General features: G+C 65.0%; 21 protein-coding genes. 8 read left to right on the top strand and 13 right to left on the bottom strand.

The genetic code is table 11. The features are described from left to right. Positions 1–11 precede the first annotated feature (11 nt). From K414_RS0117000 to K414_RS27235, 5 genes are all read right to left on the bottom strand, one after another. Complete coding sequence (locus K414_RS0117000; protein ID WP_027497035.1) at positions 12–1,010, bottom strand: VWA domain-containing protein; 999 nt, start codon at positions 1,008–1,010, stop codon at positions 12–14. After that, a complete protein-coding gene (locus tag K414_RS0116995) occupies positions 1,007–1,993 on the bottom strand; it encodes a DUF58 domain-containing protein (protein ID WP_027497034.1) in 987 nt (328 codons plus the stop codon). Before K414_RS0116995 ends, K414_RS0117000 begins: the two co-directional genes overlap by 4 nt. Continuing rightward, positions 1,990–3,291, bottom strand: coding sequence for a MoxR family ATPase (locus K414_RS27240; protein ID WP_037219345.1), 1,302 nt, complete (start codon positions 3,289–3,291; stop codon positions 1,990–1,992). The genes K414_RS0116995 and K414_RS27240 overlap by 4 nt, the downstream gene beginning before the upstream one ends. A gap of 266 nt (positions 3,292–3,557) precedes the next feature. Beyond that, the gene (locus tag K414_RS0116985; RefSeq protein ID WP_230592988.1) at positions 3,558–4,988 is read right to left on the bottom strand and encodes an NlpC/P60 family protein; all 1,431 of its coding nucleotides are present in this window, start codon (positions 4,986–4,988) and stop codon (positions 3,558–3,560) included. 526 nt (positions 4,989–5,514) lie between these two features. Then, on the bottom strand, positions 5,515–6,057 hold the full coding sequence (locus K414_RS27235) for a DUF6676 family protein (protein ID WP_032372454.1): 543 nt from the start codon (positions 6,055–6,057) through the stop codon (positions 5,515–5,517). 347 nt (positions 6,058–6,404) lie between these two features. Here K414_RS27235 and K414_RS0116975 point away from each other — a divergent pair, with 347 nt between their 5' ends. Further along, a complete protein-coding gene (locus K414_RS0116975) occupies positions 6,405–9,215 on the top strand; it encodes an aconitate hydratase (RefSeq protein WP_027497032.1) in 2,811 nt (936 codons plus the stop codon). A gap of 117 nt (positions 9,216–9,332) precedes the next feature. Next, positions 9,333–9,914 carry a TetR/AcrR family transcriptional regulator gene (locus K414_RS0116970; protein ID WP_027497031.1) on the top strand — a complete coding sequence of 194 codons (582 nt, stop codon included), beginning with the start codon at positions 9,333–9,335 and terminating at the stop codon, positions 9,912–9,914. On the opposite strand, the gene K414_RS0116965 is transcribed toward K414_RS0116970, so the two are convergent. Beyond that, entirely contained in the window at positions 9,902–11,533 is a 1,632-nt protein-coding gene (locus K414_RS0116965; protein WP_027497030.1) for an ABC-F family ATP-binding cassette domain-containing protein, read from the bottom strand. The two genes, K414_RS0116970 and K414_RS0116965, sit on opposite strands and share 13 nt — an antisense overlap. Positions 11,534–11,689: 156 nt before the next feature. On the opposite strand from K414_RS0116965, the gene K414_RS0116960 reads away from it, so the two are divergent. From K414_RS0116960 to K414_RS0116950, 3 genes are read left to right on the top strand one after another with little or no spacing between them, the layout of a single operon-like run. Further along, positions 11,690–12,478: an SDR family oxidoreductase gene (locus K414_RS0116960; protein ID WP_051365146.1), complete on the top strand. Its 789-nt coding sequence runs from the start codon at positions 11,690–11,692 to the stop codon at positions 12,476–12,478. Further along, a complete protein-coding gene (locus K414_RS0116955) occupies positions 12,475–13,617 on the top strand; it encodes a lycopene cyclase family protein (RefSeq protein ID WP_027497028.1) in 1,143 nt (380 codons plus the stop codon). The genes K414_RS0116960 and K414_RS0116955 overlap by 4 nt, the downstream gene beginning before the upstream one ends. Before the next feature lie 51 nt (positions 13,618–13,668). Further along, positions 13,669–14,640, top strand: a complete 972-nt coding sequence (locus tag K414_RS0116950; RefSeq protein WP_027497027.1) for a Ku protein — start codon at positions 13,669–13,671, stop codon at positions 14,638–14,640. A gap of 21 nt (positions 14,641–14,661) precedes the next feature. Here the strand turns inward: K414_RS0116950 and K414_RS0116945 are convergent, their stop codons facing one another. From K414_RS0116945 to K414_RS0116915, 7 genes are read right to left on the bottom strand one after another with little or no spacing between them, the layout of a single operon-like run. Next, complete coding sequence (locus tag K414_RS0116945; RefSeq protein ID WP_027497026.1) at positions 14,662–15,042, bottom strand: metal-sulfur cluster assembly factor; 381 nt, start codon at positions 15,040–15,042, stop codon at positions 14,662–14,664. Next, a complete protein-coding gene (sufU, locus tag K414_RS0116940; RefSeq protein WP_027497025.1) occupies positions 15,039–15,536 on the bottom strand; it encodes a Fe-S cluster assembly sulfur transfer protein SufU in 498 nt (165 codons plus the stop codon). The genes K414_RS0116945 and sufU overlap by 4 nt, the downstream gene beginning before the upstream one ends. Then, on the bottom strand, positions 15,536–16,828 hold the full coding sequence (locus tag K414_RS0116935) for a cysteine desulfurase (protein ID WP_032388406.1): 1,293 nt from the start codon (positions 16,826–16,828) through the stop codon (positions 15,536–15,538). The genes sufU and K414_RS0116935 overlap by 1 nt, the downstream gene beginning before the upstream one ends. 2 nt (positions 16,829–16,830) lie before the next feature. Beyond that, positions 16,831–17,607 (bottom strand): Fe-S cluster assembly ATPase SufC, encoded by a 777-nt coding sequence (gene sufC, locus K414_RS0116930; RefSeq protein WP_027497023.1) that lies wholly within the window; start codon positions 17,605–17,607, stop codon positions 16,831–16,833. 39 nt (positions 17,608–17,646) lie between these two features. Beyond that, entirely contained in the window at positions 17,647–18,837 is a 1,191-nt protein-coding gene (gene sufD, locus K414_RS0116925) for a Fe-S cluster assembly protein SufD (RefSeq protein WP_094694594.1), read from the bottom strand. Between the two features lie 24 nt (positions 18,838–18,861). Continuing rightward, the gene (gene sufB, locus K414_RS0116920) at positions 18,862–20,307 is read right to left on the bottom strand and encodes a Fe-S cluster assembly protein SufB (protein ID WP_027497021.1); all 1,446 of its coding nucleotides are present in this window, start codon (positions 20,305–20,307) and stop codon (positions 18,862–18,864) included. Next, a complete protein-coding gene (locus K414_RS0116915; protein ID WP_027497020.1) occupies positions 20,304–21,185 on the bottom strand; it encodes a metalloregulator ArsR/SmtB family transcription factor in 882 nt (293 codons plus the stop codon). The genes sufB and K414_RS0116915 overlap by 4 nt, the downstream gene beginning before the upstream one ends. A gap of 217 nt (positions 21,186–21,402) precedes the next feature. On the opposite strand from K414_RS0116915, the gene mptB reads away from it, so the two are divergent. Genes mptB through K414_RS0116900 form a run of 3 tightly spaced genes read left to right on the top strand, consistent with a single transcriptional unit; the run spans position 21,403 to position 24,799 of the window. Beyond that, entirely contained in the window at positions 21,403–23,061 is a 1,659-nt protein-coding gene (gene mptB / locus K414_RS27230) for a polyprenol phosphomannose-dependent alpha 1,6 mannosyltransferase MptB (protein ID WP_205912936.1), read from the top strand. Then, a complete protein-coding gene (locus tag K414_RS0116905) occupies positions 23,058–24,002 on the top strand; it encodes an ABC transporter ATP-binding protein (RefSeq protein ID WP_032372458.1) in 945 nt (314 codons plus the stop codon). Before mptB ends, K414_RS0116905 begins: the two co-directional genes overlap by 4 nt. Continuing rightward, the gene (locus K414_RS0116900; protein ID WP_027497018.1) at positions 23,999–24,799 is read left to right on the top strand and encodes an ABC transporter permease; all 801 of its coding nucleotides are present in this window, start codon (positions 23,999–24,001) and stop codon (positions 24,797–24,799) included. Before K414_RS0116905 ends, K414_RS0116900 begins: the two co-directional genes overlap by 4 nt. Positions 24,800–24,828: the final 29 nt, after the last annotated feature.

Here is a 24,828-nt window from a genome sequence, read left to right as displayed (position 1 = left end):
AATAACAGCGATCACGGCAATCGTTGCCGCATCACCAACGCCGAACCGAGCCCGGCGGATATGCACAGGACACCGAGGATCAACCAGGGTCGCGATGCGTCCCCGCGGGTGATCTCGAAGCCGATCTGCTCCTCCAGGGTGTCGTAGACGTCTCGGAGGCCCTCGAGCGAGGAGGCCGTGAAGAAACTTCCCCCGGACAGAGTCGCGATCTCGCGCAACGACGGGTCGTCGACCGGAACGGGCACGCGCTCGACCCCGCCTCCACCTTCGTCTTCGATCTCGACCGACCCGTAGCTGGTGCCGAACGAGATCGTCGAGATCGGCACTCCCTTGTCCTTGGCTGCGCGCGCTGCGGTGTAGCCGCCTCGTGGATCGTCGAGGTTCTGGGGAACGGTTTGCTTACCGTCGGAGAGCAGCACGATGCGGGCCGGCGGTGCCGCGTCGCCACCCCCGAGGATCGCGCCGAGAGTGTCGATCGACTGCAGCGAGGTGAAGATTGCTTCACCGGTGGCCGTCCGCTCGCTGAGCTGCAGTTTGTCGATTGCCGACTTGGTGGCGTCGCGGTTGGCCGTGGGTGAGACCAATACCGAGGCAGTCCCGGCGAACGCGACGAGACCGAGGTTGATGCCGGGCGTGAGGCCATCGGCGAACGACTTCGCTGCTTCTTGGGCCGCAGCCAGCCGAGTGGGTTCGACGTCCGTCGCTTCCATGGACAGCGACACATCGATGACGAGCATGACCGTCGCGCGGTTGCGTGGAACACGTTGATCGGCAGTGGGGCCGGCCAACGCGACGGTCAGGAACATCAGCCCGACCAGCACCAGTGCGGTCGGGAGATGACGCAGACGATTGGGCCGGTTCGGCGCGACCGACTCGAGCAACTCCATGTTGGAGAAACGCAGCACGTGCTTCTGCTTGCGGCGTTGAATCCAGACGTACCCCGCCGTCAGGGCGAGGACGACGACCAGAAACGCGAGCCACCACGGCGCTGAGAAATCGGTGAGGCTCATCGCGAACCTGCCCTCGCGGTATTGGTGAAACCGGAGCCGATGGTGTGCCTGCGAGCAGTGACGAAGCGGACGACATTGGCGATCCAGTCACCGTCGGTGCGCAGAGTCAAACGCGGTGCCCCGCATCGGCGCAACGCTTTCTCCACGTCGTCGCGGTGTGCTGCGGCTGCTCGCGCGAAGTCGGCGCGGAGCCGGGGCGTCGCGGCGAACTCCCGAGTGCGGCCGGACTCCGGGTCGTGCAGAACCACGTCTCCCACATCCGGAAGTTCGAGGTCTCGCGGATCGAGCACCTCGACGGCAAGTACGTCGTGTCTGGCAGAGATCGCCCGCAGTGATCGCTCCCAGTCGATCGGGCCGAGGAAGTCGCTGATCACCACGGCCAGACCGCGACGGCGTTCGGGATGCCGCAGCGCCTCGACGGCATCGCGAAGATCTCCGCGGACGCCGTCTGCGGCGGACGGTGTCGTAGCGATCGTCCGCAGCATCGACTGGCTGTGCACCCGCCCCCCGCGCGCTGGGATTCGCGTCGTCGTCGCGCCGGTGGCCACGACAGCTCCGATGCGATTACCACCGCCGCCGGTCAGGTGGGTGATGGCGGCCGAGGCCGCGACCGCGAGATCGCGCTTCTCGCACCCCGCGGTTCCGAAGTCGAGGCTGGCCGACAGATCGACGACAAGCCACGTTTCCAGTTCGCGATCGGCCACCGACTGCCGCACGTGTGGGTGTGTCGTCCGGGCAGTGACCGACCAGTCCATCTGCCGAACGTCGTCACCGGGCTGATACTCGCGCGCGTCCCCCGGTTCGGATCCCGGGCCGGGTATCAGGCCGAGGTGGTCGCCGTGCAGAACGCCGTCGAGACGCCTACGTACCGTTATCTCGAGCGTGCGCAGCGCAGCGGCCAGCTTCGGATCACGCAGTTCGCCGGACCGAAACGACGGCGGCCGTGAGACCGCACCTCGGCCGGCTCTGTCGGCTGCGCTCACTGACCCGGCGAACCGGTCGACGATGCATCACCCGACGGCTTGTGCAGCGACGGAGCGGGTTCGCCGGCCGGACCGCCCGGTGGGCGCTGCTCGGGTCCGGGCTGAAGTGCCGAGCCGGTCCCTTGCCCGGGGAACTGCGGCTGACCCGGGTACTGCCCCTGGGTCGGGCTCTGTCCCTGCCCCGGGTAATGCCCCTGGGTCGGATACGGTCCCTGAGCCGGATACTGCGGCCCCGCTCCCGGGAACTGCGGTGTGCCCTGTTGGCCACCGAAGGGCTGACCGGGTGCGGTGCCGTTGTCCTGCGACATCGGAACCGCCTGCGGCGACACCTGCGGTAGTCCGACGGTCTGCAGAATGCGGGAGATCACGGTCTCGGGCGTCACTTCGTCGGCGAGGGCATCGTAGGAAAGCACCAGCCGATGCCGGAGCACGTCGGGAATCACCTCGAGCACGTCCTGAGGAACGACGTAGTCGCGGCCTCGCAGCAGGGCGAGGGCGCGGGACGCAGCGATGATGCCGAGGGTCGCACGCGGGGAGGCCCCGTATGCGATCCAGCTGCCGACATCGTCCAACCCGAACTGTTCGGGCGTGCGGGTGGCGGCGATGACCCGAACCACGTAGTCGACGAGCGCGTGGTGCACGAACACCGAACTGGCCAGGTTCTGCAGACGGACCAACTCGACAGGGTCGAGTATCTGCTTGGGCTCGGGGGCCTTGATCCCCATGCGGTAGACGATCTCGCGTTCTTCTTCCACCGTCGGATAGTCGACGACGATCTTGAACAGGAAGCGGTCGCGCTGGGCTTCCGGGAGCGGGTACACGCCTTCGTTCTCGATGGGGTTCTGCGTCGCCATCACCAGGAACGGATCGGGCATGGGGAACGTCTTGCCACCGATGGTCACGTGCCGCTCGGCCATGACTTCGAGCAGCGCCGACTGGACCTTCGCCGGTGCTCGGTTGATCTCGTCGGCAAGGACGAAGTTCGCGACGACCGGGCCGAGTTCGGTGTCGAACTCTTCGCGGCCCTGACGGTAGATGCGGGTTCCGACCAGGTCGGTGGGTACCAGGTCCGGGGTGAACTGGACGCGGGAGAACGAGCCACCGACAACGCGGGCGAACGTCTCCACTGCGAGGGTCTTCGCCACGCCGGGAACGCCTTCCAGCAGCACGTGCCCACGGGCCAACAAGCCGACCAGAATGCGCTCGACCAGACGATCCTGACCGACGATCACCCTTTTGACCTCGTACACGGCCTTCTCGAGAAGCCGAACGTCGTCGGCGAGATCGGGACTGTCCACCCGCTCCGGCTCCCCACCCTGCGGATTCGGACTCGAAGACCCGATCTGTGTCGGCTCCTCGTCGTTCGAAATCCGGCCGTCACGTGATGTCACCAAGAATTCACCGCTTTCAGTCGATCATCGTCGGGCACGTTCCATACCGCCGAGATCAACTATTCCAGGTGATGCTCGCGCGCGCCGAAACCCACCCCTGACCCGCGCGCCGGAGTGGAGCCTGCGGAACGACGCAGAAGTACCGAACAGCGACATCGGGAGCGACAGCGAGCTCAGGACACCATGCGCACGGCGTACGGCGTCATACCGCTGTACCTGACGTCGGAGACCTTGACCACCGATCCGGATTGCGGGGCCTCGAGCATCTTCCCGTCGCCGAGGTAGAGCGCGACGTGCTGACTGGCGTTCGGTCCGTAGAAGATCATGTCGCCACGCTTCATCTGCGACGACGGAACCTGCTTGCCTGCCGTGTACTGGTAGCCGGTGTAGTGGGGCAGAGAGATACCCAGACCTGCGAATGCGTAGATCATCAGGCCGGAGCAGTCGAAGCCCACCTTGTTGTAGTCGCCGTAACTGTCTGCGACTCCGCCGTCTCGGATTCCCTTGGTCGGCCCGTTCTCGTCGCCGCCGCCCCAGGAATACGGAACACCGAGCTGGCTCATCCCGCGGTCGATCGCCAATTCCACGGCAGCACTGCCCGTCACCGACGGTGTGGTCGAGGGCTTGGGCTTGCTGGGAGTGGGCTTGCTGGGTGTGGGCTGGGTCGGAGTCGTCGTGGTTCCGCTCGAACTGTCGGAGTCGGTGGACGAACTCGAGTCGTCGTCGACGTCCACGTGCGAGCGCTGGCCCTCCGCGATCGCAGCGGCTCGTTGCTGCGCAGCCAGGTTGGCCGACACCCGGGCCGCCGCCTGAACCGCGGCCTCACGAGCGGCAGCCGCAGCCGCGGCTATTGCTGCATCCTCGGCCGCCTTCTGCGCTTCCCAGTCGCTGTACGCGGCTCGTTGACCCTGGAGGCCGGCCACGTTGCTCCGGGCTGCGTCGAGCTCGGTCTGAGCGGCGTCTCGCTGGGACTCGATAGCGGCTTTCTGATCGGCCTCGGCTTGCAACGCTGCCTGCGCTGCAGCGATGGCCTGCTCGGCCTCGGCTTTCTTCGATTCGGCTTCGGACGCTGCCGCATCCGCCTGCTGCTTGGATTCACGGGCGGCCGAGTCCCGGTTCGCCTGCTCGGTTCGGGCCCGCTGGAGGCCGTCGAGCACGGCATTCTGACTGTTGGACAGCACCTTGAGAACCTGGGCGCGGTCGAGAACGTCGTCCGGTCCGCTCGAACCGAGGAACGACGCCATCGAGGCGACGCCCGAGCCCTGGGTGTAGCTCGATTTGGCGAACTCGTCGAACTTGCGCTGGGCTGCCTGAATCTGTGTGCCTGCATCGGCGAGCGCCTGCTGCGCTGCTCCTACGACTGCTGCGGCCACGTCGGCGGCGTCCCGTGCGTTCTGCAGGTCGACCAGGGCTTTGTTGACGCCTTCTCGCTTCACGGCGACCTCGTCGTCGAGCTGTGCGAGTTGCTGGTTGGCGGATGCGATCGCGTCGATCAGCTGTCCGACCTGCCCCAGGCGTGAGTCGACGGCGCTGCCGGCCGCGGCGATGTCGGTATCGGACGGGTTGGGCGGGGGCGGCGGTACCGCTGCCGCGACTCCGGGCATGGTCGCGGTCAGCGCGAGAACCAGACCGGCACCAGCCAGTACGAATCGGGTACGGACGAGCGCTCTGCGGCGCGTGCCGCGAACTGGACGTCGGCTCACAAATGTCTCCCTCGGGTCCGGCATTCACTCGGGTCCCGACAGGACCGTCGTGCCGTCGAGGCGTTCCCCGTTCCCACCCCGATCGCAGGTGACGGTGAACATGTTCGCCGGGCGGGAAAGTAGCGCGCAGCGACACGACAGGTGCGAACCACGTCAGTCACACCCGAAGCAGTGGCCTCCCGAGTTCCCCACGGATGACACCTGCCTTCTGCGACACTCCTTCCCCAGCAGTGCCAATGGCACCGTACGACACTTCGCACACTAAAGAAACTCCAGTCACAAATGACACATTTGTAATTCCACCAGGCACAATGCCGTGAACTCGGTGTTTGCCCGAAACAATTTTTCGGACTTTTTCCGGACCGACGTCCGGTGGCGTAATCGCGCGTCGGTGTCGGTCGGTCGAATGACGAATGTGCGCGCTAAGTCAGCGCTCGACGGGCTGCGCTTCGTGCGGGTCGGCAGTGGCCGACCGCGCGCGGTATCGCCGGACCTTCACAGCGGCTGTCAACGCGGCCACCGCGGCGACGATCACCACCAACCCACCCGTCAGCAAGCCCCACGGAGTCTGGTCCTCGACGAGGGTGTCGACGAAGTTGTCGGCGGCGACGACGTGATTTCCGGTGTACGTGCGATCCTGCCCGGCTTCGAGTGTCACTCGGCTGATCGAGTCGCTGAACGTTCCGACCTGCCCCGGGCTCAGCACCAACACCGTTCCGCCCTCGCGGGCACCGACTGCAGTGGCGAGGTCGCGTAGCTGCGAATCGTGGCGCGGTTCGTCGGGGACGATCACGATGCTCAGATCGATTCCGTGGTCCTCGGCTCGGTTCACGGCGGCAGTCAGTCCGTCCTGCTCTGCCGCAGGAGCACTGACTCCTGACTCGCGGACCGTGGCGACGATGCTGTCGACGTCCAGACCTGCCGGGATATCGGTGGCAAGTGGGGAAACAGCGTGGATCGGCTCAGTCATCTCTCGTCCAGTCGGTAGGAACCAGTCGCGTGGAACCCTACGTCACGGTGCCGTCGATTCTCGGGAGGCAGGTATGGCCGACGCGGCAACTGAGGCCGCCCTTCATTGCGTCGCACGAAGCACTACGTGAGGATTGTGACGTGGGTCGTTCTCTCGGTGTCCACCGCGAATCGGACCCGCACGTTTTCACAGGACAAGCGTACTGTTAGACTTCCATCGAGACACTGCCCGAGGGTCCGCAAGCAATCCGCACGCCGGATGCCATGCCGAGACACACGGTCAGCGCCTCGCTTCAACCGTCGACACAGCCCCGTCGGCGGTGTGCCTCATAGACGAGTGGAGCTGAAGTGACCGCAAGTAACAATTCATTCGGTGCAAAGGGCACCCTCGAAGTCGGAGAGAACTCGTACGAGATCTTTCGGCTGTCGGCCTTGCCCGGTGCCGAGAAACTGCCCTATGCACTGAAGGTCCTCGCGGAGAACCTCCTTCGCACCGAGGACGGTGCCAACATCACCGCCGACCATATTCGCTCGATCGCGTCGTGGGATCCCTCGGCCGACCCGAGTATCGAAATCCAGTTCACCCCTGCGCGAGTCATCATGCAGGACTTCACCGGCGTTCCGTGTGTCGTGGACCTCGCCACCATGCGTGAGGCCGTGACCACCCTCGGCGGCGACCCCAACAAGGTCAACCCCCTCTCCCCCGCCGACATGGTCATCGACCACTCGGTCATCCTCGACGTGTTCGGCCGCGCCGATGCACTCGAGCGCAACGTCGACCTCGAGTACGAGCGCAACGGCGAGCGTTACCAGTTCCTGCGTTGGGGCCAGGGTGCCTTCGACGACTTCAAGGTCGTCCCGCCCGGCATGGGCATCGTGCACCAGGTCAACATCGAGTACCTCGCACCGACCGTCATGACCCGCAAGGGTCAGGCGTACCCCGACACCTGCGTCGGAACCGACTCGCACACGACGATGGTCAACGGCCTCGGCGTGCTCGGCTGGGGCGTCGGCGGAATCGAAGCCGAAGCTGCCATGCTCGGCCAGCCCGTGTCGATGCTGATCCCGCGTGTCGTCGGCTTCAAGCTCTCGGGCGAGATTCAGCCGGGCGTCACGGCCACCGACGTCGTTCTGACCGCCACCGAGATGCTGCGCAAGCACGGCGTCGTCGGAAAGTTCGTCGAGTTCTACGGCGAAGGTGTGGCCGAGGTTCCCCTCGCCAACCGCGCCACCCTCGGCAACATGAGCCCCGAATTCGGCTCCACCGCAGCCATTTTCCCGATCGACGAAGAGACGATCAACTACCTGCGCCTCACCGGCCGCAGCGACGAGCAGCTCGCTCTCGTCGAGGCGTACGCCAAGGAACAGGGCATGTGGCACGACCCGAAGAACGAAGCCGTGTACTCCGAGTACATCGAGCTCGACCTCAACACGGTCGTCCCGTCCATCGCAGGCCCGAAGCGCCCGCAGGACCGAATCCTGTTGTCGGAGTCCAAGGTTGCGTTCCGCAAGGACATCCACAACTACGTGGAGGAGAACCACCCGGCGCACGAGGGTGACAGCAAGCTGGACGAGGCCCTCAACGAGTCGTTCCCGGCCAGCGATCCCGCGTCGCTGAGCTTCGCAGAAGACGATGCAGTCGACGTGCGGTCCGCCGCATACGGCTCCGAAGGTCGCCCGAGCAAGCCGGTTCGTGTCATCACCGACGAAGCAGGCGAATTCGTTCTCGACCATGGCGCCGTCGTGGTGGCAGGTATCACCTCCTGCACCAACACCTCCAACCCGTCGGTCATGCTGGGCGCAGCACTGCTCGCTCGCAACGCCGTCGAAAAGGGCCTGTCCACCAAGCCGTGGGTCAAGACCAACATGGCACCCGGTTCGCAGGTCGTGACCGACTACTACGAGAAGGCCGGCCTGTGGCCGTACCTCGAGAAGCTCGGCTACTTCCTGGGCGGCTACGGCTGCACCACGTGCATCGGTAACACGGGCCCGTTGCTCGAGCCGATCTCGAAGGCGATCAACGACAACGATCTTTCGGTGACTGCCGTGCTGTCGGGCAACCGCAACTTCGAGGGTCGCATCTCCCCCGACGTCAAGATGAACTACCTGGCGTCTCCGCCGCTGGTCATCGCTTACGGCCTTGCGGGCACGATGGACTTCGACTTCGAGACCGACGCGCTCGGTAACGACCACGAGGGCAACCCGGTGTACCTCAAGGACATCTGGCCGTCGTCGCAGGAGATCGAGGACACGATCAAGTCCTCGATCAGCCGGGACATGTTCAGCAAGTCCTACGAGACGATCTTCGCCGGCGACAGCCGCTGGCAGAACCTGTCGACCCCCGAGGGCGACACGTTCGAGTGGGATCCCAACTCGACGTACGTGCGGAAGCCTCCGTACTTCGACGGCATGACGATGGACCCGGCTCCGGTCGAGGACATCAAGGGTGCCCGCGTGCTGGCCCTGCTCGGCGATTCGGTCACCACCGACCACATCAGCCCGGCAGGACCCATCAAGGCCGGTACGCCTGCCGCTCAGTACCTCGATTCGCACGGCGTGGAGCGCAAGGATTACAACTCGCTCGGATCGCGTCGTGGCAACCACGAGGTCATGATTCGCGGAACGTTCGCGAACATCCGTCTGAAGAACCAGCTGCTCGACGACGTCTCGGGTGGCTACACCCGCGACTTCACCCAGGACGGTGGCCCGCAGTCGTTCATCTACGATGCGTCGCAGAACTACCAGAAGGCCGGCATCCCGCTGGTCGTGCTGGGCGGCAAGGAGTACGGCTCCGGAAGCTCCCGTGACTGGGCGGCCAAGGGCACCTCGCTCCTGGGCGTCAAGGCGGTCATCACCGAGTCGTTCGAGCGCATCCACCGCTCCAACCTCATCGGCATGGGCGTCGTTCCGCTGCAGTTCCCGGCAGGCGAGAGCGCCGCGTCGCTCAAGCTCGACGGCACCGAGACGTTCGACATCATCGGCGTCGAGAAGCTGAACGAGGGCACCACCCCGAAGACGATGGCGGTGACCGCGACCAAGGAAGACGGAACCAAGGTCGAGTTCGACGCCGTGGTCCGTATCGATACCCCCGGTGAAGCGGACTACTACCGCAACGGCGGAATCCTGCAGTACGTCCTGCGCAACATGATCAGAGGCTAGTCACACGGCACTGTAGACAAACGCCACGCACAGCGATGGGCCCGGAACTCGATACGTGTTTCGGGCCCATCGCCGTATCGGTACGGGCCCCTTCATCGGAAAGTAGGAGTTTCACACGTGCCCAAGGTCAGTGAAGACCACCTGGCGGCCCGCCGCAGCGAAATTCTCGACGGCGCGCGTAAATGCTTCGGAGAGTTCGGCTACGAGGGCGCGACCGTGCGACGCCTCGAGGAGGCGACGGGCCTCTCCCGCGGAGCCATCTTTCACCACTTCAAGGACAAGGACGGTCTCTTCCTCGCATTGGCGCAGGAGGACGCCCGGCGCATGGCAGAAGTCGCTGCGACGCAGGGTCTGGTTCAGGTGATGCGAGACATGCTGGCTCAGCCGGAGCAGTTCGAGTGGCTCGGAACGCGGCTCGAGATCACCCGACGACTACGAACCGACGCCGACTTCCGAACCAGCTGGGCCGAGCGGTCGGCCGAGCTGACCGACGCGACACTCGGCCGACTCGAACGCCAGAAAACGGCAGGAAAACTGCGGGACGACGTGCCGAACGATGTTCTGGCCGACTATCTGGACCTCGTTCTCGACGGTCTGGTCGCCAGAATCGCGTCGGGCAACGGCGGGTCGAACCTGTCGGCCATTCTGGATCTGGTGGAAGAATCGGTACGCAGGCGCGACCCGGGTCAGGCCAGCTGAATCAGTTCCAGGTAGTCCTGCGACCAGTGGTCCTCGGTGCCGTCGGGAAGGAGGATGACACGTTCTGGTGAGAGCGCCTCGGCGGCACCCGGATCGTGAGTCACCAGAACGACAGCACCCTTGTAACTGCGCAGTGCGTCGAGAACCTGCTCGCGTGAGATCGGATCGAGGTTGTTGGTCGGTTCGTCGAGCAGCAGAACGTTCGCAGCCGAAGACACCAGTCCGGCCAGCGCCAGACGCGTCTTCTCACCGCCGGACAGCGTTCCTGCGGGCTGTTCGAGCTGTGGTCCGGTGAACATGAAGGCACCGAGTAGCGATCTGAGCTCCTGCTCGCCGGTGTCGGGTGCCGCATGCCGGATGTTCTCCCACACCGACGCCATGTCGTCGAGGGTGTCGTGCTCCTGGGCGAAGTAACCTACGCGCATGCCGTGGCCGGGTTCGATCTCTCCGGTGTCTGCCTTCTCGGTTCCGGCCAGAATGCGCAGCAGTGTCGTCTTACCGGCACCGTTGAGCCCGAGCACCACCACGCGGCTCCCCCGGTCGATCGCCAGATCTACGCCGGCAAAGATCTCCAGCGACCCGTACATCTTGGTCAGGTTCTTGGCCATCAACGGTGTCTTGCCGCAGGGGGCAGGCTCAGGAAAGCGAATGTGCGCAACCTTGTCGGATACGCGCTCCGCATCGAGGTTGGCCATCAACTTGTCTGCTCGCTTCGCCATATTCTGTGCCGCAACGGCTTTGGTTGCCTTGGCACCCATCTTGGCGGCCTGGACGCGCAGCGCACCCGCCTTCTTCTCCGCGTTCGCGCGTTCGCGACGGCGCCGTTGCTCGTCCGTGGCGCGTGCGTCGAGGTACTTCTTCCAGTTCATGTTGTAGATGTCGGCCTCACCGCGCACGGCATCGAGGAACCACACCCTGTTCACGACATCACCGAGCAGTTCGACATCGTGACTGATCACGATGAGTCCGCCCTCGTGGTTCTGCAGGAAACTGCGCAACCAGGTGATGGAATCGGCGTCGAGGTGGTTGGTGGGCTCGTCGAGCAGCAATGTGGTGTTCGAGCGTCCGCCACTGCCGTCGGATGCGGCGAACAGAATGCGAGCGAGTTCGACGCGTCGACGTTGACCACCGGACAGGGTCCGCAGCGGTTGACCGAGGATGCGATCGGCCAAGCCGAGGCTGTTGCAGATGCGAGCCGCTTCGCTTTCGGCTTCGTAGCCGCCGAGGGACGCGAACCGCTCTTCCAGCTCGCCGTACTTACGGACGGCTTTGTCGAGCAATGTCTCGTCGGCAACCTCGGCCATCAGAGCCTGCTGCTTCTCCATACTGTGCAGGAGGGTGTCCAGCCCGCGGGCCGACAGCACCCGGTCCTTGGCCAGCACGTCCAGGTCGCCCTCTTTGGGATCCTGCGGGAGGTAGCCGAGATCTCCGGTGCGTACGACCTCGCCGGCATACGGTTCGCCCTCGCCCGCCAGGATGCGCAGCGTGGTGGTTTTTCCGGCACCGTTGCGGCCGACCAGCCCGATGCGGTCACCTGCCTGCACGCGGAGCGCGGGCCCCTCGGTGGACAGAAGGGTCCGCACACCGGCACGAACTTCGAGGTCGGTGGCGGTGATCACGCGTGAGCTCCTAGCGATTGCCGAACAAGATGAGTGCTCGTCGACCGACGAGCGAGCAATGAAAGCGCCGTAGGTCGGCACAGCAAACCCCCATTTTAGCTCAGCATTCACGTGCCTCCACCCAGGAACGCAGGTGACCCCGGTAACGTCTGAGCGATGACCGACGTCACCGAAACGGCCACTGCCCGCCCAGCCCTGCCCCTCGACCTCACCGGACGGACCGCACTGGTCACCGGGGGTAGTCGAGGCATCGGCCGCGCGATCGCCGCAGAACTGCTCGCGCGCGGTGCCAACGTGGCCATCACTGCGCGTAAGCGGGAACCGTTGCTGGCCGTCGCGGCGGAACTCGGCGACTCCGTACTCGCGCTGGACGGTAACGCGGGCGACCCGGAACACCGGCGCACCGCAGTGGACCGCACCGTCGAGACCTTCGGTTCGCTGGACATCCTGGTCAACAACACCGGTATCAACCCCGTCTACGGCTCGCTGATGGATGCCGACCTCGTCGGTGTCAGCAAGATCTTCGACACCAACGTCGTCGGCACACTCGGTTTCGTGCAGAACGCATTCCATGCGTGGATGGGAGAACACGGCGGTGCGGTCGTCAACATCGCCAGCGTCGCAGGCATCCGCTCCACCGGAGTCATTGCCGCGTACGGCGCATCCAAAGCTGCGTTGATTCGGCTCACCGAGGAGCTGGCATGGCAGCTCGGTCCGAAGATCCGCGTCAACGCGGTGGCGCCGGGCGTGGTGAAGACCAAGTTCGCCGAGGCGTTGTTCTCCGGCGGTGAAGAAGCAGCAGCGGCCGGCTACCCGATGAAGCGACTCGGTACCCCCGAGGACGTGGCATCGCTCGTCGCGTTCCTGGTCTCGGACGCGTCCTCGTGGATCACCGGCGAGACGGTGCGCGTCGACGGTGGCCTGCTCGCCACCGGCGGAATGTGAGCGACCTGTCGGCCGACGTCGCCGTGGTCGGGCTGGGACCGGCGGGTCGCGCGATCGCCCACCGCTGCGCGGCCGCGGGTATGGACGTTCTCGCACTCGATCCGCACCCGTCCAGAACCTGGACGCCGACCTACTCGGCATGGGCGGACGAATTGCCGTCATGGCTCTCGGAGTCTGCAATCGCCTCGACTGCACGCAGGCCCGCAGTGTGGACCGATCGGCATCGCGTCATCGACCGGACGTACTGCGTGCTCGATACGCGTGCCCTGCAAGCCTCGCTGTCCCTCGACCTCGTACGAGTGCGCGCGGGCACCGCAGTCGACGTCACCGGCACCCGCGTCACCACCGTCGACGGGACGGTCGTCACGGCTCGCCACGTCGTCGATGCGCGAGGAACGCTCGACTCGCGTGATCTGGCGCAACAGACCGCATACGGAATCGTCGTCGAGCGGGAACGCGCCGAGCCCATTCTGGAAGGCTCCGACGCCTGGTTCATGGATTGGCGTACCGACAACGGCGTACGACCCGGTGAAGTTCCGAGTTTTCTCTATGCCGTCGCACTCGACGACCACCGCGTTCTGCTCGAAGAAACGTGCCTGGTCGGCAGGCCCGCCCTCCACCTCGATGTACTCCGGACTCGTCTGCATCATCGTCTCGCCCGACGCGATCTCGTGCCGACCGGGACCGAGGACGTCGAGCGGGTGCGCTTTTCGGTCGAACCTCCGCCGCGCTCGCGGCTGCACACCCCACGAAGCGGGCCCGTCCTGTTCGGGTCGCGGTCGAATCTGATGCATCCGGCGACGGGATACAGCGTCGCCGCGTCGTTGGCGTCTGCCGATCACCTGGTCGACGGACTTCGCATCGGCAAGCCGGGGAGCCGACGTGCACTCCACACCTGGACGGTGCAGAAGCTACGCAATCTCGGTCTGCGCACTGCGTTGAGCCTCGAGCCGGAGATGGTTCCGCAGTTCTTCGCCAGCTTCTTCTCGCTGCCGGTCGAACTGCAACGCTCCTACCTGTCCGGTCACGACGACGCCATGGGGACCATGACCGCGATGCTGAGAATGTTCCCTACGCTTCCGGTCTCGGCCAGGCTCGCCATCGCGCGCACCGTCGTCCACGCTCCGAGACGCGGCTGAGTTTCTCGGCAACGGTCGACACACAGGCGCCCGGTCGGCGATCATGAACACATGCGCAGCATTTGGAAAGGCTCGATCGCCTTCGGACTCGTCAACGTTCCGGTGAAGGTCTACTCGGCCACCGAGCAACACGACATCCGGTTTCATCAAGTGCACGCAAAGGACGGCGGACGAATCAAGTACGACCGCATCTGCCAGGAATGCGGAAAATCGGTCCAGTTCGCCGACATCGACAAGGCGTACGACTCGCCCGACGGCGAGCGCGTGATCCTCACCGACGACGACTTCGACAAACTCCCCGCTGCCGAGAAGCACGAGATCCCCGTTCTCGAATTCGTTCCGACCGAGCAGATCGATCCGATCCTCTACGACAAGAGTTACTTCCTGGAGCCCGACTCGTCGTCGCCCAAGGCGTACGTACTGCTGCGAGAGACGCTGGAAGAAACCGAACGCACCGCGCTGGTCCATTTCACGCTGCGACAGAAGACGCGGCTGGCCGCCTTGAGGGTCCGTGACAACGTGCTGGTCATCCAGACTCTGCTGTGGCCGGACGAGGTACGAGCCGCAGAATTCCCGTCGCTCGACGACGCCCCGTCGGCGCGCCCGCAAGAAGTGAAGATGGCGACGTCGCTCGTCGAGAGCATGTCCTCGGAATTCGATCCGACGGAGTACACCGACGACTACCAGATCGAACTGCGCAAACTGATCGACGAGACACTGGCGAACGGTGGCGAGAAGGTCATCCACACCGAGGCCGAGTCACAGGACGACGGCGAGGACGCGGAGGTCGTGGATCTGGTCGCCGCCCTCCAGCGCAGCGTCGAGGCCGCGGGAAAGAACGCTAAGTCGGGGTCCGATTCGTCGACAACATCATCTTCGAAATCTTCGTCGTCGAAAACACCGGCCAAGAAGGCCGCTGCCAAGAAGACCACTGCGCGGAAGACCCCGGCAAAGAAGGCTCCGGCCAAGAAGGCCGCAGCGAAGAAGGCTGCCCCGTCGACCGACGAAGCGAAGGGTGCGTGACGGGGCAGCCGGACCGGACCGTCAGACGGTGAAGCCGAGGGCCCGAAGCTGCTCGCGTCCGTCGTCGGTGATCTTGTCCGGTCCCCACGGCGGCATCCAGACCCAGTTGATCTTGAGGTCGGCGGCGAGCCCACTGCGCACGAGCGCACCACGGGCCTGATCCTCGATGACGTCCGTCAACGGGCAGGCCGCCGATGTCAGTGTCATGTCGACGGTGACGATGTCCTCGGCGTCGATCTTGATGTCGTAGACCAAACCGAGATCGACGACATTGATTCCCAGCTCGGGGTCGACGACGTCGCGCATCGCTTCTTCGAGGTCCTCGAGCACCTTGATCTCGTCGGCGGTGAGTTCCACCGGCGTCGTCGTCACAGCCGGTGTGGTCTCTGTTGCGTCGGTCATGATTGCTGTCCTCCGGAAAGTGCCGACTGGGCGGTCTCGCCCGTCGTAGCTGTCGTATCTGCGTCCACTACTTGAACAACCGCATCCTTGAAAGCCATCCAACCCAGCAAGGCGCATTTCACGCGAGCCGGGTACTTGGCCACACCGGCGAACGCAATGCCGTCGCCGATGACGTCTTCGTCTCCCTCGACGGTACCTCTGCTGCCGACCATCTCGCTGAACGAATCCACGGTCTTCAGGGCGTCCTGAACTGACAAGCCGACCACCTGATCGGTCAGCACCGACGTGGCGGCTTGGCTGATCGAGCAACCCTGGCCGTCGTACGAGACGTCCGCAACGGTGCCGTTGTCGACGTGAACCCGCAGAGTCACCTCGTCGCCGCAGGTGGGATTGACGTGGTGCACCTCCGCACCGAACGGCTCGCGCAGTCCACGACCGTGCGGATGCTTGTAGTGATCGAGGATCACTTCCTGGTACATCTGTTCCATTCGCATCAGGCGTGTCCCTCCTCACCATTGCGGTCGGTGCCGAAGAACGATTGCGCGCGACGAATCGCGTTCGCGAGCACCTGCACTTCCTCGACCGTGTTGTACAACGCGAAAGACGCCCGCGCGGTCGCTGCCACTCCGAAGCGCCGATGCAGTGGCCACGCGCAATGATGACCGACGCGAATGGCGACGCCTTCGTCGTCGAGAATCTGCCCCAGGTCGTGTGCGTGGATACCGTCGACGACGAACGACACTGCCGAACCTCGATCGACGTTCTCCGTCGGACCGATGACTCTAACGCCGTCGATCTTTGCGAACTCGGCGAGAGTCGCTGCGACCAAGGTCTTTTCGTGAGCTGCCACGGCGTCGATACCGATGTTGTCGAGGTACCGCACGGCGGCACCGAGCCCGATGACCTGCGACGTCATGGGCACACCGGCCTCGAAGCGTTGCGGCGGAGGCGCGAACGTCGTCTTCTCCATCGTGACCGTCTCGATCATCGATCCGCCGGTGATGAACGGCGGCATCGCATCGAGCAGCGCGGCCTTGCCGTACAACACTCCGACACCTGAGGGTCCCAGCATCTTGTGGCCGGAGAACGCTGCGTAGTCGACATCGAGGTCGTGGAAATCGACCTTCATATGGGGCACGGATTGGCACGCGTCGAGAACGACGAGCGCGCCGACAGCTCGGGCGCGACGCACCAACTCCTCGACGGGAGCGACGGCACCGGTCACGTTCGACTGGTGGGTGAACGCGACGACCTTCACCGCGGACGACAATTCCAGCGAGTCGAGGTCGATCCGACCGTCGTCGGTCACCCCGTACCACCGCAGAGTTGCGCCGGTACGGGCCGCAAGCTCTTGCCACGGAACGAGATTGGCGTGGTGTTCGAGTTCGGTGACGACGATCTCGTCACCGGGTCCGAGATGACGATCGAAGCGCTGATCGGCCAACACGTACGTCACGAGGTTGAGCGACTCGGTTGCGTTCTTGGTGAAGACGATCTCGTCGACGTCTGCACCGACGAACGCGGCGATATCCGCCCTGGCTCCCTCGTACGCGTCGGTGGCTTCCTCGGCCAGCTGATGCGCCCCGCGGTGCACCGCCGCGTTACAGGTGGTGAGGAACTCGCGTTCGGCGTCGAGTACCTGCACCGGCCGCTGCGAGGTTGCGCCGGAATCCAGATACACCAACGGCTTTCCGTCGCGGACGGTGCGCGAGAGGATAGGAAAATCGCGGCGAACGGTAGCGACATCGAACGATGTCGCTACCGTCACAGCTGCCGGTGCAGCCATACTCATGCTCCGGTGGTCGCGGCCTGCGTGTAGCCGGCGTAGCCGTTGGCCTCGAGCTCGTCGGCCAGCTCGGCGCCGCCGGACTTGACGATCTCACCGTTGACGAAGACGTGCACGAAGTCGGGCTTGATGTAGCGAAGAATGCGGGTGTAGTGCGTGATCAGCAGCACTCCCCCGTCTTCACGCTCCTTGTACTTGTTCACGCCCTCGGACACCACGCGCAAAGCGTCGACGTCGAGGCCGGAATCGGTCTCGTCGAGGATGGCGATCTTCGGCTTGAGTAGTCCCAGCTGCAGGATCTCGTGACGCTTCTTCTCGCCGCCGGAGAAACCCTCGTTGACGTTGCGCTCGAGGAAGTTCGCCTCGATTTCGAGCTCGCTCATGGCGGTCTTGGCTTCCTTGACCCAGTGCCGCAGCTTGGGGGCTTCGCCGCGCACGGCGGTGGCGGCGGTGCGCAGGAAGTTCGACATCGACACTCCGGGCACCTCCACCGGGTACTGCATCGCCAGGAACAGACCTGCGCGGGCGCGCTCGTCGACGCTCATCTCGAGAACGTCTTCACCGTCGAGGGTGATGGTGCCGGAGGTGACGGTGTACTTCGGGTGGCCGGCAATGGCGTACGACAAGGTGGACTTGCCGGAGCCGTTGGGCCCCATGATCGCGTGCGTCTCGCCGGACTTCACGGTCAGATCGACACCTTTGAGGATGTCGATCGGCTCGGCGGACGAGTCGGTGTTGGCGACGCTGACGTGCAGATCGCGGATTTCGAGTGTGGACATCAAAGTTCCTTTGTGCAGTCGAGAAAGGTTCGGTTGGGCCTACGCGCCGACGACGGCGAGCTCGGTCTCGATGGCAGCATCGAGACGCTCGCGTACGGCGGGGACCGGAATCTTGTCGATGATTTCGTGGAAGAAGCCGCGGACCACCAGTCGACGGGCCACCTCCTCCGAGATGCCGCGAGCACGCAGGTAGAACAGCTGCTCGTCGTCGAATCGGCCGGTAGCACTGGCGTGCCCTGCTCCGACGATCTCGCCGGTTTCGATTTCCAGGTTCGGTACCGAATCGGCGCGAGCGCCGTCGGTGAGCACGAGATTTCGGTTCAGTTCGTACGTCTCGGTGCCCTCGGCCTCGGCGCGAATGAGAACGTCGCCGATCCATACGGTGTGTGCGTCGACGGTGCCGGGTCCGGTTTCACCCTGGAGCGCGCCCTTGTACATCACGTTCGACTTGCAATGCGGAGCCGAATGGTCGACGAGCAGTCGCTGCTCGAGGTGCTGACCGGCGTCGGCGAAGTACACACCGAGCATGTTCGCGTCACCGCCGGGCGCGCTGTAGCGCACGGTCGGGCTGATGCGCACCAAGTCGCCGCCGAGGCTGACGTTGTAGTGGCGCAACACCGAGTCACGTCCGAGCAGGGCGTGGTGGGCGGCCACGTGCACCGCGTCCGACTGCCAGTCCTGGATCAGCACGACGTGCAACTGCGAGCTGTCACCCAGCACGAACTCGACGTTCTCGGCGTACGTGCCGCTGCCGCGCTGATCGATCACCACGGTGGCGCGAGCAAACGTGCCGAGGCGAATCTGCACGTGTCCGTAGGCGACGTGGTCGACGCCCGGTCCGTCGATCGTGATCTCGATCGGCTCCGCTACCTCGACCTCGTTGGGAACACTGACGATCGTGGCCTCGGTGAAGGCCGAATATGCCTGTGCGGCAATCCGATCGGCAGGCACGCCGGCCTTCCCGAGTCGATCGTCGTCGCGTCCCACGGTCTCCACGACCACCTGGTCCGCAGCCCCGACGGTGACCTGAGCGGTCCCGTCGGCGACTGCCGAACCGTCGTGCAGGCCGCGAAGGCGACGCAGCGGCGTGAAGCGCCACAGTTCGTCACGGCCCGACGGCACCTCGAACGCGTTCACGTCGTACGACGTGAATTGAGCGCCCTTGTTGGCGACGAGCTTCGACTTGTCTTCCTTGGCGGAATCGGGGTTCTCGGATGCCACGGCACCCATGACTCCGGTGAGGGGGTTGTTCACTTATCCGACCGACCCTTCCATCTGCAACTCGATGAGCCGGTTGAGCTCGAGCGCGTACTCCATCGGCAGTTCGCGAGCAATGGGCTCGACGAATCCGCGGACGACCATGGCCATCGCTTCGTCCTCGGTCATGCCACGGCTCATCAGGTAGAACAACTGATCGTCGCTGACCTTCGAGACAGTGGCCTCGTGACCCATCGACACGTCGTCCTCACGGATGTCGACGTACGGGTAGGTGTCGGACCGACTGATCGTGTCGACCAGCAGGGCGTCGCACTTGACCGTCGAACGCGAGCCGTGCGCGCCCTTGTTGATCTGGATCAGACCGCGGTAGGACGTCCGTCCACCGCCACGGGCGACGGACTTGCTGACGATGTTCGACGACGTGTGCGGTGCCAGGTGCAGCATCTTGGAACCGGTGTCCTGGTGCTGATCGGGCCCTGCGAACGCGACCGAGAGAACCTCGCCCTTGGCGTATTCGCCGGTCATCCACACAGCCGGGTACTTCATGGTGACCTTGGAGCCGATGTTGCCGTCGACCCACTCCATCGTTGCGCCTGCTTCTGCCTTGGCGCGCTTGGTGACCAGGTTGTAGACGTTGTTCGACCAGTTCTGAATGGTCGTGTACCGGCAACGACCACCCTTCTTGACGATGATCTCGACCACGGCGGAGTGCAGCGAATCGGACTTGTAGATCGGCGCGGTGCATCCCTCGACGTAGTGCACGTAGGCACCCTCGTCGACGATGATCAGCGTGCGCTCGAACTGGCCCATGTTCTCGGTGTTGATCCGGAAGTAGGCCTGCAGCGGGATGTCGACGTGCACGCCCGGCGGGATGTAGATGAACGATCCACCGGACCACACTGCGGTGTTCAGGGCGGAGAATTTATTGTCGCCCGCGGGGATGACGGTGCCGAAGTACTCGCGGAACAGCTCCGGCTGCTCCTTGAGTGCGGTGTCGGTGTCGAGGAACAACACACCCTGTGCCTCGAGGTCCTCACGGATCGAGTGGTAGACGACCTCGGACTCGTACTGAGCGGCAACACCGGACACGAGGCGCTGCTTCTCGGCCTCGGGGATGCCGAGCTTGTCGTACGTGTTCTTGATGTCCTCGGGCAGGTCGTCCCACGTAGCGGCCTGCTTCTCGCTGGACCGCACGAAGTACTTGATGTTGTCGAAGTCGATGCCGTCCAGGTCGGAACCCCAGTTGGGCATGGGCTTGCGGTCGAAGGTCTTGAGAGCCTTCAGACGGGCTTCGAGCATCCATTCGGGCTCGCTCTTCTTGGCCGAGATGTCACGGACGACAGCCTCGGACAAGCCGCGCTTGGCGCTCGCGCCGGCCACGTCGGAATCGGCCCAGCCGTATCCGTAGGTGCCGAGCGATGCGATGGTCTCGTCCTGAGTCAGCGGCGCGGCGGGTGTCACCTGGTCTGGTGTGACGGTCATGCGGGCTCCTTCCGGAGGCGTGTGCGTTCTCCGACACGGGGCTGCGTGTCGGACGTCATCTTGTGTGAACTATCTGTCGATACGTCGGTATCGGATCGACCGCTCCTCGATCGCGTCGAGGTGAGCGGTACGTGTGTGGTGCAAGCGCAGTTGCCGTTCGCAATGGTGGCAAGACGCTGCACATGCGTGCCGAGGATCTCGGCGAACGCTGCTTGTTCGGCCTCGCACAGTTCGGGAAACTCTGCTGCGACGTGCGACACCGGGCAATGGTGTTGGCAGATCTGCACTCCGTTGCCGACTTGCCGCGTGGTGGCCGAGAATCCCGCCGCACTGAACGCGTCGGCAATTCTTCCCGCCGCCGTTTCCACGGCATGTGCGTCGGAACCGGTCGCGGGTTCGACGTCGGCAACGATGGTGTTGACGCGTTGCCGCGCGAACGTCTCGATGGCGTCGTTGCCACCGATCTTGCGCAGCTGCCGCATGGCGGCTCCGGCCAGATCGTCGTAGGTGTGGCCCAGCCGATTGCGGCCGGCTGCCGTGAGCTGAAAATGCTTGGCCGGTCGCCCGCGTCCACGCTGACGTGCTCCCGCCGGGGTGGTGATCCTGGCCTCGCCTGCATCGATGAGCGCATCGAGGTGGCGCCGGACACCGGCCGCGCTCAATCCCAGGCGAGTGCCGATATCGGACGCGGTGATGGGGCCTTCTTCGAGCAGTAGGGTGACCACTGCGCCCCGCGTCTGCCCCTCGGGGGCCGATGCCGGTCGCACCGACGACGCGCCTGCTCCGGCGGTCGATGGATCGACGCTTTCCGGACGCACGAGCGAGCTCTCGGTTGTTTTCACAACACCAGTGTGACGGAATTGTTTCACCTGGTCCAGCAAGGGTGCCCTATCCCTCAGGTGAATCCGAGCCGGGCGACGCAGGCCGCGGAGTCCGGAGGACCGCGTGAATCGCGCCATGGCACACAGCTACGCTCCCACTGTGCCATCGACCGAGAGTGAGCAGAGTTCCGAGAACTCGCCTTCCGCGACCGGTGCCAGCTCGTCCCCCGATCCCGAGAACCCCGAATCCACGCGCGGCACGCTGCTGCACAGGATGATTCTCACCCCTGCTCGGCGCGTGTTCGGCCTGGAACCGACCCCACCGGGTGCCGGTGTCGCCACGTTGCACGGCGACGAGCCGGAGGCACCCGGTCTCGATCCCGCCGAGACCGTTCAGCTACGCAACATTCGCCGTTTCGGAGCCGCGGGCGCGCTGCTGATGGCGATCGGCGCGCTCGGCGCGGGTGCGCAGCCGGTACTGCAGAACCCGATCGCGGGCGTCCGGTTACTGAGCCTGCCGTCGCGCATGGCCACGTCGGCTCTGACGGTGACCATGACGGGAACCGTCGTCGTGGTCCTCGCGTGGCTACTGCTCGGCAGGTTCGCGTTGGGGCGGACGCGATCGGGCGCGACTCCTCGCCGCCTGTCCCGATCGCAGATGGACCGAACTCTGCTGCTGTGGATCCTGCCGCTGAGCGTCGCACCGCCGATGTTCTCGCGCGACGTCTACTCCTACCTGGCCCAGAGCGAGATCACGGCCCGCGGTCTCGACCCCTACGAGATCGGCCCCGTGGATGCACTGGGGGCCGACAACGTCCTGACCCGGACGGTGCCCAACATCTGGCGAGAGACTCCGGCACCCTACGGTCCGCTGTTCCTGTGGATGGGGCGCGGGATCACGTACTTGACCGGCGAGAACATCGTCGCCGGCATCTTCCTGCACCGACTGCTCGCCTTGGCGGGAGTCGCGCTGATCGTTTGGGCGCTGCCGCGTCTCGCACGCCGCTGCGGGGTCGCGTCGGTCACGGCACTGTGGCTCGGTGCAGCGAATCCGCTGTTGCTGTTCCACCTGGTCGCCGGAATTCACAACGAGGCCCTGATGATCGGGCTCATGCTCGCGGGTACCGAACTGGCGCTGCGTGCGATCGAGCGCCCGGGTGCGTTGCGCAGCACCGATATCGCGTTCCTCGTCGGCGGAGCGGGTGTGATCGCACTCTCGTCGACGATCAAGATCCCGTCGCTGATAGCGCTGGGGTTCGTCGGCATGGCGCTGTCGAGACGGTGGGGCGGCACTCTGAGATCGGTCGTCTACGCTGCGCTGCTGCTCGGCACGATCGCCGTTGCCGTCCAAGTCGCCGTGAGCCTGGGTAGCGGACTCGGATTCGGTTGGATCCACACTCTGGGTACCGCGGGGGTGGTGCGCAGCTGGATGTCGATTCCCACGATTCTCGGCCTGGCTACCGGATTCGTCGGCGTGCTGCTCGGCCTCGGCGATCACACCACCGCTGTGTTGAGTCTCACTCGGCCGATCGCAGCCGTCGTCGCCGGCGTCATCGTGATCCGCATGCTGGTCGCTGTCCTGAGGGGCCGACTGCACTCGGTGGGAGCGCTGGGGGTGGCGCTGGGAGCAGTGGTTCTGCTGTTCCCGGTAGTCCAGCCCTGGTACCTGCTGTGGGCGGTGATCCCGCTGGCAGCATGGGCCACCACTCCGTCCTTCCGGCGTCCCGCCATTGCCTTCTCGTCCTTGGTCAGCGTGATCCTCATGCCGAACGGCAGCGAATACCAGCCGTTCCAGATCGTGCAGGCCGCAGTGATGACCATCCTGACCATCGTCGTGTTGTATCTGCTGACACGGAACCGGCTGCCGTGGCCCACGCGCAGCGGACCACCGGCACCCGAGCGGCACACCGACGAATACGCTGAGTCCTCGTGATCTCCGGGACTTCGAATGCGGCGCAACCTGTCGTGCAGTTGACCGACGTGCGCAAGTCCTACGACGGCACCACCGCCGTCGACGGACTGAGCCTGAGCATCGGTGCGGGTGAAGTTCTCGCGCTGCTCGGCCCGAACGGTGCCGGAAAGACCACCACCGTCGAGATGTGCGAAGGCTTCGTCGTACCCGACAGCGGCACGGTCAGAATCCTCGGCCTCGACCCCATCGCCGAGTCCGCCCAGCTCCGACCCCGCATCGGCGTCATGCTGCAGGGCGGCGGTGCCTACCCGGGGTCCAAGGCGGGCGAAATGCTCGAGCTCGTCGCCTCGTACTCGGCCGACCCTCTCGACACGACGTGGCTGCTCGACTGTCTGGGCCTGACCTCGGCGGTCCGCACACCCTATCGGCGGTTGTCCGGTGGCCAGCAGCAGCGACTGGCGTTGGCCTGTGCCATCGTCGGCCGCCCCGAGTTGGTGTTTCTCGACGAACCGACAGCCGGACTCGACGCCCAGGCCCGACTGCTGGTGTGGGAATTGATCGACGCACTTCGACGCGACGGCGTCGGCGTTCTACTGACCACACATCTGATGGACGAGGCCGAGCAGCTGGCGGATCGGTTGACGATCATCGACAACGGCCGCATCGTCGCCTCCGGATCCCCGTCCGAGCTCACCAAGCAGGGAGCCGAGGGACAGCTGCGCTTCTCCGCTCCCCCAGGTCTCGATCTGTCCCTGCTCGACGCGGCCCTGCCCTCCGGTTACGTACCGTCGGAGACGTCACCGGGGTCGTACGTGGTCACCGGAGTGATCGAACCGCAGATCCTGGTGGTCGTCACCTCCTGGTGCGCGCAACAGAACGTGCTTGCGACGGAGTTGCAGGTCGATCAGCGGCGGCTCGAGGACGTCTTCCTCGAACTGACCGGCAGAGAATTGAGGATGTGACGGTGCGCAGAGAAGCCCGGCTCGCCGACAACCGTTTCGAGACAGGACTGTTCGCGCCGCGCCCACAGCCGGCGTCGGCCGCCCGGATGCTGTTCGCGCAGTCGCGTCTCGAGCTGAAGTTGTTGCTGCGCAACGGTGAGCAGCTGCTGTTGACGATGTTCATTCCGATCACGCTGCTGATCGGACTCACTCTGCTGCCGTTCGGTGAGCTCGGCGACGACCGCGTCGCGCGGGTCGTCCCGGCGGTGATGATGGTGGCCATCATGTCGACGGCATTCACCGGACAGGCGATCGCCGTCGGGTTCGATCGACGCTACGGCGCCCTCAAGAGACTCGGTGCCACGCCGCTCCCACGGTGGGGAATCATCGGCGGCAAGTCGGTAGCCGTCGTGATCGTGGTGATCATGCAGTCGGTTCTGCTGGGCTCGATCGGCGTCGCCCTCGGCTGGCGACCGAGTCCGGCAGGTCTGCTGCTGGGAGCGGTCGTCATCGCTTTGGGGACGGTCACGTTCGCCTCGATGGGGTTGCTACTCGGCGGCACCCTGCGGGCGGAGATCGTGTTGGCATTGGCCAACGTCGCCTGGTTCGTGATGCTCGGGATCGGCAGCGCGGTGTTCGTCGACGACCAGATTCCGCAGGGCCTGCAGAACGTCGCACGGATAGTCCCGTCCGGCGCACTCGGCGAGGCGCTCAACCGCGGTGTGGCCTCGTCGTTCGACCTCTTCGGGATCGCCGTGCTGCTCGTCTGGGCTGCGGTCTGCGGCACTCTTGCGGTCCGAACCTTCAAATTCACCTGAGCGAGGCTTTCCGCCGGTCGCTCTACCCA

The sequence above is a fragment of the Rhodococcus sp. JG-3 genome (assembly GCF_000482405.1).
In the GTDB taxonomy this organism is placed as follows: Bacteria; Actinomycetota; Actinomycetes; order Mycobacteriales; family Mycobacteriaceae; genus Rhodococcoides; species Rhodococcoides fascians.
This window is presented reverse-complemented; position numbering and strand designations above follow the sequence as displayed.

What these genes read in the sequence shown, in the direction of transcription:
- K414_RS0116945 (WP_027497026.1), bottom strand. Translation starts at nt 15,042, where the DNA reads ATGACCGACGCAACAGAGACCACACCGGCTGTGACGACGACGCCGGTG.
- sufD (WP_094694594.1), bottom strand. Translation starts at nt 18,837, where the DNA reads ATGGGTGCCGTGGCATCCGAGAACCCCGATTCCGCCAAGGAAGACAAG.
- sufB (WP_027497021.1), bottom strand. Translation starts at nt 20,307, where the DNA reads ATGACCGTCACACCAGACCAGGTGACACCCGCCGCGCCGCTGACTCAG.
- K414_RS0116935 (WP_032388406.1), bottom strand. Translation starts at nt 16,828, where the DNA reads ATGGCTGCACCGGCAGCTGTGACGGTAGCGACATCGTTCGATGTCGCT.
- K414_RS0116950 (WP_027497027.1), top strand. Translation starts at nt 13,669, where the DNA reads ATGCGCAGCATTTGGAAAGGCTCGATCGCCTTCGGACTCGTCAACGTT.
- K414_RS0116985 (WP_230592988.1), bottom strand. Translation starts at nt 4,988, where the DNA reads ATGCCCGGAGTCGCGGCAGCGGTACCGCCGCCCCCGCCCAACCCGTCC.
- K414_RS27235 (WP_032372454.1), bottom strand. Translation starts at nt 6,057, where the DNA reads ATGACTGAGCCGATCCACGCTGTTTCCCCACTTGCCACCGATATCCCG.
- K414_RS0117000 (WP_027497035.1), bottom strand. Translation starts at nt 1,010, where the DNA reads ATGAGCCTCACCGATTTCTCAGCGCCGTGGTGGCTCGCGTTTCTGGTC.
- sufC (WP_027497023.1), bottom strand. Translation starts at nt 17,607, where the DNA reads ATGTCCACACTCGAAATCCGCGATCTGCACGTCAGCGTCGCCAACACC.
- sufU (WP_027497025.1), bottom strand. Translation starts at nt 15,536, where the DNA reads ATGCGAATGGAACAGATGTACCAGGAAGTGATCCTCGATCACTACAAG.
- K414_RS0116960 (WP_051365146.1), top strand. Translation starts at nt 11,690, where the DNA reads ATGACCGACGTCACCGAAACGGCCACTGCCCGCCCAGCCCTGCCCCTC.
- mptB (WP_205912936.1), top strand. Translation starts at nt 21,403, where the DNA reads ATGATTCTCACCCCTGCTCGGCGCGTGTTCGGCCTGGAACCGACCCCA.